Source organism: Nocardioides sp. BE266 (assembly GCF_031457855.1).
Taxonomy (GTDB): domain Bacteria; phylum Actinomycetota; class Actinomycetes; order Propionibacteriales; family Nocardioidaceae; genus Nocardioides.
Map to the genome: position 1 here is coordinate 181050 of NZ_JAURTI010000005.1, position 12778 is coordinate 193827.

The window sequence follows — 12778 nt, forward strand, 5'->3', positions numbered from 1 at the left end:
TCAGTTTTCGGCGACAGGAGATCGGTCATGTGGCTGCACCCCGAGATCAGGGCACTTCACCAGATTCCGGCCTATTGGAAGGACCGGACCCCCGACAAGGTGGCGGTCCGGGCAGGCCATGCTGACGTCACGTACGCCGAGCTCGAGGCACGCGTCGCCGGGCTGGCCGCAGCGCTGACAGGGCGCGCGGGTGCGGACGTGCGTCGTCCGGTGGGCTTTTTGGGCAAGAATGTCCCGGAGGTGTGGGAGGTCTGGTTCGGCGCCGGGCGCGCAGGTCTTCCGTTCGTACCCCTCAACTGGCGTAGCCCCGTGGCCGAGCTCGCCGACGTCGTCCGCGATGCAGCTCCAGGTGTGGTCTTCGTCGATGCGGACCACGCCGACACGATGCAGGCTGTCGCCGCGATCGTTGAAGACGACATCGAGGTCGTGCCGTTCACCTCGGTCGCGGACTCCGGACCCGGCCTGGCCCCCTGGGCGAGTAGCCGAGCAGGGGGAGAGGTCACGCCTGCCCGCGGACACGACGTTGCACTGCTCGCGTACACCTCGGGAACCACTGGCAGTCCCAAGGGCGCGATGGTGCTGAACGAGGCTTTCAGCCTCAGCATCCTCAGCGACGAGCTGGAGCCGACCATCTCGTGGTCACCGGACGACGTTCTCCTCATGGTCATGCCGAACTTCCACCTGGCCGGCACCTGGGTCTCGCTCCCAGCGCTCTACCACGGCGCGACCGTTGCCATGGTGCCTGCCTTCGAGCCCGCAGCAGTCCTCGCTGCCGTCGAGCGATGGCGCCCGACGGTGGCGTGCCTGGTGCCGACGGCGATCCAGTTCCTGGTCGGGAGCGACGCGGCCTCGTCCACCGACTTCTCCAGCCTGCGCACACTGATCTACGCGGGGTCGCCGATGCCGACGAGCGTCATCGACCGGGCCCTCGAGGTGCTGGGCTGCGAGCTCCGGCAGTTCTACGGAACCACCGAGACCTACATCATCTCCATCCTGCGGCCCGACGACCACGCCACCACCGACGAGCAACGACTCCCCGTGAAGGCATCGGCCGGCAAGCCCGTACCCCTTGTCGAGATCAAGGTCGTCGACCTCGACGGTGCCGAGGTCGGGGTGGGGGTGACCGGCCAGGTCCTCGTCCGGTCGCCGATGGTGATGGCGGGATACCTCGGGAAGCCGAGCGAGACCGCGAACGTCATGAACGACGGCTGGTACGCGACGGGTGACCTCGGCTACCTCGACGAGGGCGGCTACCTCTTCCTGGTGGACCGGCTCAAGGACATGGTCGTCACCGGAGGGGAGAACGTGTACTCGGTCGAGGTGGAGCGCGCGCTGCAGCGGAGCGACAAGGTCGCGATGGTCGCGGTCGTTGGTTCGCCCGACGAGAAGTGGGGTGAGGTGGTCACGGCGTACGTCGTGCCGTCGCCGTCCGCGACTGAAGCCGATCCCGCCGAGCTCGCGGAGGAGTTGAAGGAGCACACACGCAGCCTCATCGCCGCCTACAAGGTCCCGAAGGTGATCCATGTGGTCGACGGGCTCCCGATGACCTCGTCCGGCAAGGTCCGCAAGGTCGAGCTACGGCAGCAGGCCGTGCGTGAAGGGATGACATCACAGTGACGACAGAAGTATCCGCCGATGGACGCACGGACGCGTCGACCGAGAAGGTGCTCTACGAGAAGCGCGGACCGATCGCCTGGATCACGCTGAACCGGCCAGAAGTGAAGAATGCCGTCGACATCGAGGCGCACGAGCGTCTCTGTGAGATATGGGCAGACTTCCGCGATGACGAAGACCTGCGCGTGGCCGTCATCACCGGTGCGGGCGATGCCTTCACCTCAGGAGCAGACCTGCGAACCCACGCACCCGAGTGGCAGACGGTGGGGCCCATGGTCGGTCGGGAGCGACTTGACGACGGCGTCAGCGGCATCACCCGGGGTCCTCTCGCCAGCATCAAGAAGCCGATCGTCGCCGCCATCAACGGGTGGTGCGTTGGTCACGGCGTCGAGCTCGCGATGGCGTGCGACCTGCGCATCGCGAGCGACCGAGCCCAGTTCGGGACCTTCGAGGTGCGCCGCGGAATGCACCCGGCCGACGGGGGGATCGTGCGCCTGGTCAACAGCTGCGGTGTCGGATTCGCGATGGAGCTCCTCCTGACGGGCAACCCTGTGTCGGCCGAACGTGCTTACACGGCGAACATGATCAACGCCGTCGTACCCCACGACGAGCTGATGGACGAGGTGCAGAAGGTCGTCGACAACATCCTCCGGTGCGACCAGGCCGCGGTCGAGTCGGCCAAGGAGACAATCCTCGAGATCATCGGCCGACCCCTCCATGACCAGCTCCGCGTCGAGGCGATGTGGGGATACGCCCTGTGTGCCTCCAATCCCGCGGTGATGGGTCGGTCGCAGGAGTTCTTCGACCGGGTCGACAAAGGGCGTACGGGTAGCACGCCGACGGAACTCGCATGACAGGCACCGGCGCGGTCGTGGTTCGCGACTATTCCGACGCCGTGGTCGTGATCGCTGGCGGGACCTCGGGAATCGGTCTGGCCAGCGCCCACGCCTTCGCCGCCGCCGGCGTACGACGCCTGGTCCTCCTCGGTCGACGCACCGAACGTGGCGTCGTCGCGCGCGACGAGGTGGCAGCGGCGTGCCCCGAGGCGGAAGTCCTCTTCCTGTCGGCAGACGCCGCCGACCCGGACGAGGTGTCGGCTACCTTCCGAGACGTCGAAAAACACTTCGGAGCCGTCGACGTCGTGGTCTGCTCCGTCGCCCCGGACGTCCGTCCGGAGCTCCTGCTCCGTCAAAGCGCAGGAGAGATCGTGGCGACCGTGGCGGCGTTTGCCGATCCCGCACTCGTGCTCACGCATGCCGCGATGACGATCATGCGTCGGCAGGGGGGTGGAAGCATCATCAACGTGGCCTCGGACGCCGGCAAGACGGCAACGCCCGGAGAGGCCGCCATCGGTGCCGGCATGGCCGCGATCTGCATGTTCAGTCGGGTGGCCGCCGTCGAGGGCAAGAGGGACGGCATCCGAGTCAACACCGTGACGCCCTCCCTGGTCATGGGGACCGAGACGACCGCCAAAGTGCTCGAGACGGGTTTCAGCAAGAAGCTCTTCGAGAAGGCGGCTGAGCAGGCGCATCTGGGTGTGTGCGAGCCCAAGGACGTCGCGGCCCTCGTGGTCTACCTGGCTGGGCCCGCCGCCGCGAAGCTCACCGGACAGACCATCAGCGTCAACGGGGGCATCTCAGCCGTCTGATCGCGAATCAGGCAACGCCTCTCGAGAGACCGGCCAGCTGTTGGGCCAGGGTGTCCTTGAACCGTGATGAGTGGTCAAGCAGCCCGATGGCTGTGTTCCTGACGGGACGGACGATGTGCGGTGCGGTGGCGAGCCGCGTGAGCCGGTCCGCAAGCGAGACCACCGACGCTGCGACCTGCGGTCGGTCGGTCGCGTAACGAGACATCGCATCAGGGTGCCCGGCAGCCGCCAGATCCACGGCCGCTGCAGCCAGCGAACCGTCCTCGATACCGAGGTTCATACCTTGGCCGCCCGCCGGGGAGTGCACGTGTGCTGCGTCTCCGACCAGGAGGATGCGGTCCTCGCCGAACCGGTCTGCGACCCGGTGGTGGACGCGGAAGCGGGAGCCCCAGAGCACCTGCTGCACCGAGGCCGGCTGCTGGACCGGTCCTCGAGTGTCGAGGATGGACTGCACGAACTCGATGCCCGGGGACTCCGGCGCCTCGTCCACCGTGGCAACGACCCTGTGGAATCCACCAGGCAGCGGAGCCACGACCACGAGTCCAGCCGGGGAGAAGAACAAGAAGACCTGGTCGCGCGGCATCCCACCGGTCAGGCGTACGTCAGCCAGCACGAAGGACTCGTCGTAGGTGCCTCCCGTGAACGGGATGCCCAAAGCATCGCGGACCGTGCTCTGCGCACCGTCGGCTGCCACGAGGTAGTCCGCCGCCACGACGGATCCGTCCTCCAGCATGGCCTGCACGCCAGTCAATCGTTGGCTCACCCCGACGACCCGGGCTGGCCGGCGCACCGCGACTCCGTGGTCGGCGAGTGCGCTGACCAGGACGGACTCAGTCTCTGCCTGGGACAGCATCAACGTGTAGGGATACGCCGTGTCGAGGTTCCCGAACCCGATCGAGAGAAGCGAGCGATCGCGGTCGCGGACGGTGAACGTGGAGACCTTCAACCCGCGTTCGATCAGCTCACTCGTCACCCCGGACGGTTCGAGGACCTCCAGGGTTCGTGCGTGGATCACAGCGGCACGAGAGGTGTTTGCTCCGGACGGCTTTGCGTCCACGATCATGACGTCGTGATCCGCTCGTGCGAGCTCGAGTGCGGCGGTGAGACCTGTGGGACCTGCACCAGCCACGAGGACAGACGGTTTCATAGGATCCACTCCTATTTCATCGGTTGATGAAATAGACGCTATGTCGGATGTGGTCCTTCTTCAACCCAGGCGGCATCGATTGCTGCCCGTGTGTGCTCCGAGCACTTCGGCATCAGGTGGGTGTACGTCCTCATGGTGAATTCGGGGTCGGGGGTGACCGAGGCATTGCCCAGGGCCTGTTCTTGCCTGCGACCAGCAAGACCGATGCGTAGTAGTGGCGCCATGCGTGCGAATTGTTCGCACGCGGTCGGGACCTCCGGGCGGCGGCGCGTGCGCCTCGCCTTCGGCTGAAGAGCATCTTGGGCAGGTCGTCACCAGGGCGCCCGGATCTACGTCCGGCGTCTGCGCGCGAATCCTGTGGTGGCTATGCAGGATGAGATTGTTGGTAGAACTGCGGACCAAGGCTTCGCAGCACGAGCGCATCGCCAAAAGGCTGCCGGGAAAGCCCAGGCGACGACGGCATGAGAAGTTCCCATATGGCGGCCCCGGGCATCGACGGGCTAGTTCGTGGCATCGACAGGAACCCCATGCAGATGCTTGTCTCGATCAGTCGCGCGTCCCATCCGGGGTGAGTCGGTCAGGGGAGAACCGGGGGCCGTGCAGGCAAAGTCAACTGCGCACCCAGAGCTCATCGAAATCGAGCGCTTGCTGCTCGGCCTTCTCTTGGGTGACTGAACGCAGCCGCCGCGACGGACACGTAGGTCTGCAACCCGGACTGTGGAGGGCGGTCGTGAGTCAGCAGGTCGACAGACAGCGCGCTCGTCGTGAGGCACGAACTGTCGCGTCCCGGCGGAGAGCGTCACTCCTTGCAAGAGCTAAGCGACTCGAAGATCTCGCTGTTGAAGTCCTCACGGCGCTGGCGGATCGAGATGCTGCTGTTGCGACAGCCGAGTCTCGCGCGGCTGCTGCGATTGACCAGATGGCGAGAGTCGAGGGTGTTCCCATGGCCGAAGCCGTGGAGTGGTGTGGAGGGCAGTTGAGCGGCCGCGAGGCGGCAAGGTTGCGGCGGATGTATCCGCCGCCGAGGACGACGCCGCCGGGGGAGTAGGAGTCATCCAGGAGAAAGTCGCGGGACGCCGATGGCCGGCTGAACTCGTTGGCGCCGACGTTCTCGCCGATACCTCGCGGGCCCGGCGTCGCGCTTCGTTGTGCGCGACGCTGACCGGAGCTTCCGCGCACTGGGCCAACAATTGGTGGTGCGGCCGTTAGCCCGCCGAGGCAGTGCTGGGTTGGAGCGTGGACGCTTTTGAACCGTGGCACGTTTATGGACCGTAAACCCCGCTCAAATCCGCGCATACGGGAACGGAGGGGGACGCACACGCCGAGGAGGTAGTGGGGGAGTACGCGCAGTTGTCGCAGGTCAGAGCCACATCGGAGCAAAACAGGGCACATGTCTTGGTACGGCATCGACGGTGGCCGGGAATCAGGGGGTCGCAGGTTCAAATCCTGTCAGCCCGACCGAGTGAACCGGCTCTGGCCAGCGAAAACGCTGGTCAGAGCCGGTTCGGCATTGTGCGCGAAGGGATCGCCGTGACGAGTGCCAGGCGCAGGTAGTCGTCCCATGTCGACTCGTCGACGAGAGTCGGGTAGTCAGGTCTGGGCTGACGGATCTCGAGGTTGCGGAGCAGCTTCGCCACGATCTGGTCGGCGCTGGCGTCGTCGGTGGGCAGCGCCCGCTCCTTGATGTGCTTGGTGGACGCTTCGGCCCACCTGAGGGCGCGGGCGATCCCGCGGTCCAGGACCTGCCGGTCGCCCTTCGGCAGCACTCGGTCGCCCATCCGGTCCCTCAGGTCGCCGAGCGTCCGCGCTGGGTCAGGCTGGTGTGCCACGAGCGCCACACGGCGCCGTAGGTACCGGGAGAACAGGGCCTCCGAGGCGGTCCCGGGGCTGGTGCCGCCGATCGCAACGGCGGCGTCGCACAGGCAGGCCTCGACGAAGTTCCGTCGGTGTCTCCCTCCCGGGGTGACCACCACCCCCGACGTCCCGTGATCTAGGGGCGCTCGGGCCTTGCCGGAGCTGGCGACGCCGATCCACGCAGCCCGCTCCCCGTCGCCTGAGTCTCTCAGGGTGTAGGCCGCCCGGTCCTTGACCGTGTCGGGCTTGTCGTCGTACGGATCTACAGGCGCGGCACCGCAGAGCACCAGGGCGCCCGCGCGGTGGATCGCCGCTGCCAGCAGCTCAGCCGCCAGCAGCTCGGCCGCCATGACCTCCTGGGGCGGGGCCGGGTCACCGAAGTTGCTGCCGAAGATCGCGACGACCGGGAGTGTGGGATCAATGGGCATCTGACCTTCTCCCGTCCAGGGGACAGCGGGAGCACGAGTCTCGGGACCCGGCGTCACGCCGCCGTCACGACCCCGTCAGGGGCGGGTGTTGCGCCGTCCGTCAAGGCTGGTCCAGAGCAGGTGGTCGCTCGCATTGACCATCTCTTTACCTAGCGGCATCGTGTCAGATGAGAGTCGACCAGCCATTGGGAGTGGAGCGGGGCGACGCCGCGGCGCCACCGCCGTGACGAGGGATGCCTTCGGGGGCGATTGCGATGGGCCATGAAGGCGCCGCACCCGATCCGCCCGGGACTGACACCCGGAGTCGGGCGGCCACGCTCGGCACGGTCGGGCGGACGGACGCACCTCACGTGCGGCTGAGCCTCCTCGGGGGGTTCCAGCTCGTCATCGACGGTGAGGGCGTGGTCGTGCCAGCGAGCAGCCAGCGCGTGCTGGCGTTCCTCGGCCTGCACACGCGACCGCAGCAGCGCCCCCACGTGGCTCGCATCCTGTGGCACGAGATGACGGACCAGCGTGCCATCGCCAACCTCAGGGCTGCCCTGTGGAAGCTCCACGCCATCAGGGAGCGGGTCATCGCTGCTCCCACGGACCGGCTCTCCCTCCGCCTCGACGTGGGCGTCGACGTGGCCGACGTCCTGGATCGGGCCCGGGAGCTGCTGGATGTCGCCCGGGACACGCGCGTCGGCGAGCCTGCGGAGTCGGCCGAGCTCCTCGAGCTGTTCTCGAACGACGTCCTCCCCAGCTGGGAGGACGACTGGGTGGTCTTCGAGCGTGAGCGGGTCAGGCAGTTGCGGATCCACGCGATCGAGGCGATGTCGGTCCGGCTCAGTCGAGAGAACCGTCATGCCGAGGCCGTCGAGGCGGGCCTGGCCGCTGTGGCCGCGGACCCGTTGCGGGAGAGCGCCCAGCGCGTGCTGATCGAGGCGCACCTGGCCGAGGGGAACGCAGCGGACGCGCGACGGCAGTTCGCCGCGTTCTGCGACCTCCTCTCGAGGGACCTCGGCGTGCGACCGTCGCCGGTGCTGAGTGCCCTGGTCGCCGGACGCTCACCCCGCGACGGACTCGCCGAATGACAGGGCCGGCGGGCGGGGCGTTCGCGCGAGGAGCGTCAGGGCGTCGGCCGACCCTGCGAGCCGCGGATCGCAGGCCAGTCGCTGCCGGTAGCTGTCCAGGGTGCGCTGCGCGTCGAACTCGTTGCCTTCGGAGAGATGTGCCTCCATCACCAGCCGGCACGGGGTCTCGCGCAGCGGGTCGATCGCCATGGCCGTCAACGCCAGCTGGATCGCCTCCGACGCATCACCACGGGCGAGCGCGCGCCGGGCCTGGGTCTCGAGCACCCTCAGGGTCAGCTGACGCACCTTCTCGCGCTCGATCGTGAGCCAGTCGTCGTACCAGTCCGGTAGCAGATCGACGAAGAGGAAGTCGAAGGCGACCGGGTTGTCGAGCCCGCCCTTCGCGGACGCCGTCAGCTCGCCGACGACGTCACGTGTGTCGACCCACACGGACTCCGCCAGCCTGAGCCGGGTCGGGCTCGTCTCGATCAGCTCCACGTCCAGCCTCCGCAGTCGCCACAGCGAGGAGCGGAGGTTGGCCCGCGCGCGCGGCTCCGAGCTGTCCGGCCACAGCTGCTGGGAGGCGAAGTCCCGCTCGACGCCACGAGCGGTCAGTGCGACGAACGCGAGAAGCCGCTGCACACCGGGCTGCAGCGTCGGGGCGCGGTGGCCGTCGATCGTGAGCTCGAACCCGCCCAGCAGGTGAAGTCGAACGTCGGGCATTCGGCCCCCTCGGTCGCAGCGAGCGTTCAGGATGCCCCGACAGGCGCCTCGGGAGCGTCACCGCGGACGCTGCACCCGCGTCTCAGCGTGCCCGCCGTCACCGGACGTCGCGTCCAGCTCGAAGGACCGCACCACCCGCTCGAGCGCCTCGAGGATGGCGGTGGTGCCCATCAACGGTTCGCCGGCCTCGCCGGCGCCGGTCAGCAGACGCGCACGGGGTCGCGGGTCGTGGGCCTCCGTCCAGAGTCGCAGCACCACGATCACGTCGTGGTCCATGGGCCGGTCTGGAGGCACCGACGCACTGTGGGGGAGGCGCGTCACACGCGCGTCACCGGACCGGGACCACGGCTGGATCCTCCTGGATCGGTTTTGGATCCTGCGATCCATGGCTCGCCGGGGGTGGCCCGCCGCACGATCGTGTGACCGAGCTGACCGTCCGGGAAGACCGCCTCCATGAGCCGAACGCGCGCCATCATCGCTGGACCCTTCGCGAGCTCACCGTTCGCGAACGGCCTTCGCATGTTCCTTGCCGACTCGGGCCAGTTCGACACGGTGGAAGCCGCCGACCATGCCGCCGTGGACGACCTGATCGTGGGGGACCGCCCCGTCGTCGTCATCGGAGAGGGTGTCGAGCTGGGTTGGGCGCTCGACCTGCTGGACCGCGCCGAGCACGTGTCGGTCGTCCTTCTCAACGACGCCGGCAGACGGGCGGTGATCGCCGTCGACGATCCCAGCGCCCAACACCTGGTGCGGCTCATCGAGGAGCTGGGTGGCAGGGACGCCGCGGGCGCCGGCACGCGGAGGGGCGCACGTCTGCACCTGGTGGATCCGTCCCGCACCGGAGACGGATCCACGCCGTCGGGAGACGTCGAGTCCACCGACCACCCGGGCGACACCGACCCGACCCCGGCCGGCACCCCTCCGGCCGACCTCGCTCCGATGGTGACGTGGCTCGAGCTGGTCCTCGGTGCGCGGTTGCTGGAGCGGGCGGACCAGGCCGGTGAGCCATCGTTCGCCGGGTGGACGGCCTCGCCGGGTGACGCCCTTGCCGGACTCGGGCTCGCGGCCTGCTCCATCGACGAGCTGAGAGGCCGGTTGGCCGACGTCGATCGTGACCTGGTCGTCGATCGGCGTGGACTCCCCGATGTCCTCACGACGGCCGCCCGCGTCTTCGGGCTGGGCGACGGCGAGCTGCGGGCGCTGCTGCTGGCGCTGGCCCCCGAGCTCGATGGCCGGTTCGGGGTCGCGATCGGGGTCCTCCATGACGACCTGAACCGACGTAGGCCCAGCCTCACGCTGCTCGACGAGCTCCTCACGACACGATCCGGCGCGTGGCACTGCCGGCAGGAGCTCGGCGCCCCCGGGTCACTTCTGGACCGTCGGCTCCTGCTCCCGGATCGACGGGATCCGACCGTCCCCCTGGTCGAGGCGGGTCTGCTGCCCCTCCCCGCGCTGGTCGCGGCGCTGTACGCGCCGACCGCCGAGATGGCGGTCCGGGCGACCGGGGCCCGCCTCGTGTCGTCCCGAGGCGCCGTCGTCACGGCCAGCCGCGCGGAGGGGCTGACGGCCCAGCGGTTGGTCGCCGCCGTCGAGGCAGCCGACCGCACTGCGCTCGTACGCCTGGCCGAACCCGGTGGACCGTGGTTCGAACGAGTTGCGTCCGCTGCGGGGCTCATGCTGATCGACGGTGATCTTGCCGCGGTGGAGGGTCTCCCGGTGGACGAGGTCGTCGCCGGCTGGCTCTGCTGCGCGGCCTTGACCGGTGCCGGGCTCCAGCTGCGGGGGGTGCGCGAGCTGACAGCGCCCGACCGCCGGCGCCTGGGTGAGTCGTTCGGCGCGTTCGACGGGTCGGTCGTCGCGGTTGCGTACGACGGACCGTGCCCCGAGGCAGAGGTGGACACCAGGGCAGTCGTGCTGTCCCGACCGGAGCTGGACGTCGTCGAGCGCATCGACATGTGGTCAGCCGCGGCTGCCAGCAACGGGCTCGTCCTCTCCGAGGTCGACGCGACCGCGCTGGCCTCGACCCTCCCGCTCGGCCCGTCCGAGATCGCCGACGCCGTCGCCAGTCTCGCGCGGCAGCCACGGGAAGCGGGGGAGCCGATCGCCCCGCTCCTGCGGCACATCGCCGTCGACCAGGACAAGGACGCGCTACCGCCGAGCGTGAGGTGCGTCGCGACCAGGTTCACCTGGGACGACCTGGTCCTGGCGGACAAGGCCAAGACCGAGCTGCGCTCGATCGCGGCCCACTTCACCTGGTCGGCCTCGGTGCTCGACCGGTGGGGCTTCGTCGACCGGTTGACCTATGGACGGGGGGTGTCGGCGCTGTTCAGCGGTGCGAGCGGGACCGGTAAGACGATGGCGGCCCAGGTCCTCGCGCGCGAGCTGGGTGTGGAGCTGTTGCTCGTCGACCTCTCACGGACCGTGTCGAAGTACCTGGGCGAGACCGAGAAGAACATCGACACGGCCTTCCGCGTGGCGGAACGGCGCGGCGCACTGCTGCTGTTCGACGAGGCGGACGCGTTGTTCGGCAAGCGGTCCGACGTGAAGGACGCACACGACCGGCATGCCAACGTGGAGGTCGCCTACCTGCTCCAGCGGATGGAGGCCTTCGAGGGCATCGCGATCCTCACGACGAACCTCAAGCAGAACATCGACGATGCCTTCCTCCGGCGCCTGCGCTTCCTCGTCGACTTCCCCTTGCCCGACGCCGCGGCGCGAGAGGTCATCTGGCGCCAGGCGTTCCCGGTCCGTGCCCCGCTGGCGGACGACATCGACTTCGGCTTCCTGGGGCGTCGCCTGCAGCTGACCGGTGGGACGATCCAACAGATCGCGCTGCACGCCGCCTTCGCGGCGGTGGACGGTGGAGCCATCGAGATGCGCCACGTCCTGGCCGCGACCCAGCGTGAGCTGGACAAGCTCGGGATGTTCGATGCCGGACGGGCACTCGAAGGTCGCGCGGCACGGGCAGGTGCGGCATGAGCGCCGATGCGATCGCCGACCTGACCTCGGCGATCCGCGTCCGCATCGAGGCCGTCGTGGGAGCCGGCGCAGTGCACGTCGGACCCCCGGTCGGCGCCGACCTCACCGCAGCGGAGTCGATCACGCTCTTCCTCTTCCACGTCGAGCCCAACCGGGAGCTGCGCAACGTCGACCAGTACGTCGACCCGCCCGGCGGTGGACCCGACGACCTGCTGGCCGTGTCCGAGGGTCTGCCGCTGGACCTGCGCTACGTCGTCTCGGTCTTCCGTCGACCGCCCAACGCCGCCGACCCGGTGGAGCTGCGGGTGCTCGGGAAGCTCGTGCAGGCGTTGGCCGCGCAGCCGACGTACACCGACCCTGTGCTCCCCGGCCAGACCGTGCGCCTCACGCCAGAGCCGTACCCGATGGAGGAGATGAGTCGGGTCTGGGGACTGTTCCCCACGACGCCCTACCAGTCGTCGATCGTGTACCTGGCGAGCCCCGTCGTCATCACTTTCGCGGCGCCGACACCCGCAGCGCCGGTCACCCAGCGACGCCTCCGTGGCGGCGTGCTCACCGGCACCGGGAACGTGTTCCGTGACCGCTCGCTCCCGGAGGTCGGACCGTGACGGGCGCGATCGAGTTCCCGGCCCTCGGCCCGCGGGTCGACGAGGTCACGGCCGTGCTGGTGCCGGCCGACCGGGCGAGCCGGCGGGCCGTGACGTCCGGGGTGACGGCCGTGCTCTGGGACCCGACGACCGACCGCGCGCTCCCGGATCGCATGATCCGCAACCAGAGCGGCGGGCTGGTGCTGCTCAACCGGCCGCTCGGGCAGGACTACACGTTCCGGATCGACCCGACCGCGGCCGGTTACGCCGGGCCGTTCCCCGTGACCTTCCGACCGGTCGAGGCGAGCCGCCGGCGGATCGTGTGGTTGGCCAGCCGCTCGGACTCCTCGATCGACCCGGGCACGACCACGGTGCGAGGTGTCGTCACCCGGAGTGCTGCCGGCGCGTCGGCGTCCGGGATCGAGGTCGTGGCAGTGCCACGCCGGGGTGACGGCGCAGCACCCGCGGCCGGCGATCCCGAGTTCGTCGGCATCACCGACGCGCGTGGCGGCTTCGCCGTGGCCCTGCGTCTGGAGCCGGCCGACGACGGGGACCTGGCCGACCCGGTCGAGACCACGATCACCCTCAACCGTGGCGCGAACCCGCGCCGTGACCTGGTCGTGCAGCTCCGGTACGGCCGCGAGCACGTGTTCGCCGACCCCCTCGTCCTCGACGGCGCCAACGAGCCGCCCTTCACGGACGGGTCCTGACCGTGGCCGACACCCGCATCCCGACCGGCCAACCCA

The 12778-nt window shown here is 69.2% G+C and carries 11 protein-coding genes; 7 read left to right on the forward strand and 4 right to left on the reverse strand.

Features of this window, described 5'->3' with window-relative positions:
• Positions 1 to 27 precede the first annotated feature (27 nt).
• The 3 genes from J2X46_RS16310 to J2X46_RS16320 are packed head-to-tail and all read left to right on the forward strand — an operon-like array spanning position 28 to position 3262.
• Complete coding sequence (locus tag J2X46_RS16310; RefSeq protein WP_310252381.1) at positions 28 to 1617, forward strand: AMP-binding protein; 1590 nt, start codon at positions 28 to 30, stop codon at positions 1615 to 1617.
• Complete coding sequence (locus tag J2X46_RS16315; RefSeq protein WP_310252383.1) at positions 1614 to 2468, forward strand: enoyl-CoA hydratase/isomerase family protein; 855 nt, start codon at positions 1614 to 1616, stop codon at positions 2466 to 2468. The genes J2X46_RS16310 and J2X46_RS16315 overlap by 4 nt, the downstream gene beginning before the upstream one ends.
• A complete protein-coding gene (locus tag J2X46_RS16320) occupies positions 2465 to 3262 on the forward strand; it encodes an SDR family oxidoreductase (protein ID WP_310252384.1) in 798 nt (265 codons plus the stop codon). Before J2X46_RS16315 ends, J2X46_RS16320 begins: the two co-directional genes overlap by 4 nt.
• A gap of 7 nt (positions 3263 to 3269) precedes the next feature.
• Here the strand turns inward: J2X46_RS16320 and J2X46_RS16325 are convergent, their stop codons facing one another.
• Complete coding sequence (locus tag J2X46_RS16325) at positions 3270 to 4409, reverse strand: NAD(P)/FAD-dependent oxidoreductase (RefSeq protein WP_310252386.1); 1140 nt, start codon at positions 4407 to 4409, stop codon at positions 3270 to 3272.
• Between the two features lie 1493 nt (positions 4410 to 5902).
• Positions 5903 to 6691, reverse strand: coding sequence for a hypothetical protein (locus J2X46_RS16330; protein ID WP_310252388.1), 789 nt, complete (start codon positions 6689 to 6691; stop codon positions 5903 to 5905).
• A gap of 350 nt (positions 6692 to 7041) precedes the next feature.
• On the opposite strand from J2X46_RS16330, the gene J2X46_RS16335 reads away from it, so the two are divergent.
• Positions 7042 to 7764, forward strand: a complete 723-nt coding sequence (locus J2X46_RS16335; RefSeq protein ID WP_310252390.1) for a BTAD domain-containing putative transcriptional regulator — start codon at positions 7042 to 7044, stop codon at positions 7762 to 7764.
• Here J2X46_RS16335 and J2X46_RS16340 read toward each other — a convergent pair.
• Together J2X46_RS16340 and J2X46_RS16345 are read right to left on the reverse strand one after the other, a co-directional pair.
• Positions 7738 to 8466, reverse strand: a complete 729-nt coding sequence (locus tag J2X46_RS16340; protein ID WP_310252392.1) for a BTAD domain-containing putative transcriptional regulator — start codon at positions 8464 to 8466, stop codon at positions 7738 to 7740. The genes J2X46_RS16335 and J2X46_RS16340 overlap by 27 nt on opposite strands.
• 57 nt (positions 8467 to 8523) lie before the next feature.
• On the reverse strand, positions 8524 to 8760 hold the full coding sequence (locus tag J2X46_RS16345) for a hypothetical protein (RefSeq protein ID WP_310252394.1): 237 nt from the start codon (positions 8758 to 8760) through the stop codon (positions 8524 to 8526).
• A 225-nt stretch (positions 8761 to 8985) separates the two neighbouring features.
• Between J2X46_RS16345 and J2X46_RS16350 the strand changes: the two genes are divergently transcribed.
• The 3 genes from J2X46_RS16350 to J2X46_RS16360 are packed head-to-tail and all read left to right on the forward strand — an operon-like array spanning position 8986 to position 12742.
• Positions 8986 to 11445, forward strand: a complete 2460-nt coding sequence (locus J2X46_RS16350) for an ATP-binding protein (protein WP_310252397.1) — start codon at positions 8986 to 8988, stop codon at positions 11443 to 11445.
• A complete protein-coding gene (locus J2X46_RS16355; RefSeq protein WP_310252399.1) occupies positions 11442 to 12053 on the forward strand; it encodes a DUF4255 domain-containing protein in 612 nt (203 codons plus the stop codon). The genes J2X46_RS16350 and J2X46_RS16355 overlap by 4 nt, the downstream gene beginning before the upstream one ends.
• Positions 12050 to 12742: a hypothetical protein gene (locus J2X46_RS16360; RefSeq protein ID WP_310252401.1), complete on the forward strand. Its 693-nt coding sequence runs from the start codon at positions 12050 to 12052 to the stop codon at positions 12740 to 12742. The genes J2X46_RS16355 and J2X46_RS16360 overlap by 4 nt, the downstream gene beginning before the upstream one ends.
• The last annotated feature ends 36 nt before the right edge of the window (positions 12743 to 12778 follow it).

Excerpts from the sequence above, each read along its gene's own strand:
- J2X46_RS16310 (WP_310252381.1), top strand. The coding sequence starts at position 28 with ATGTGGCTGCACCCCGAGATCAGGGCACTTCACCAGATTCCGGCCTAT.
- J2X46_RS16320 (WP_310252384.1), top strand. The coding sequence starts at position 2,465 with ATGACAGGCACCGGCGCGGTCGTGGTTCGCGACTATTCCGACGCCGTG.
- J2X46_RS16325 (WP_310252386.1), bottom strand. The coding sequence starts at position 4,409 with ATGAAACCGTCTGTCCTCGTGGCTGGTGCAGGTCCCACAGGTCTCACC.
- J2X46_RS16330 (WP_310252388.1), bottom strand. The coding sequence starts at position 6,691 with ATGCCCATTGATCCCACACTCCCGGTCGTCGCGATCTTCGGCAGCAAC.
- J2X46_RS16340 (WP_310252392.1), bottom strand. The coding sequence starts at position 8,466 with ATGCCCGACGTTCGACTTCACCTGCTGGGCGGGTTCGAGCTCACGATC.
- J2X46_RS16350 (WP_310252397.1), top strand. The coding sequence starts at position 8,986 with ATGTTCCTTGCCGACTCGGGCCAGTTCGACACGGTGGAAGCCGCCGAC.
- J2X46_RS16355 (WP_310252399.1), top strand. The coding sequence starts at position 11,442 with ATGAGCGCCGATGCGATCGCCGACCTGACCTCGGCGATCCGCGTCCGC.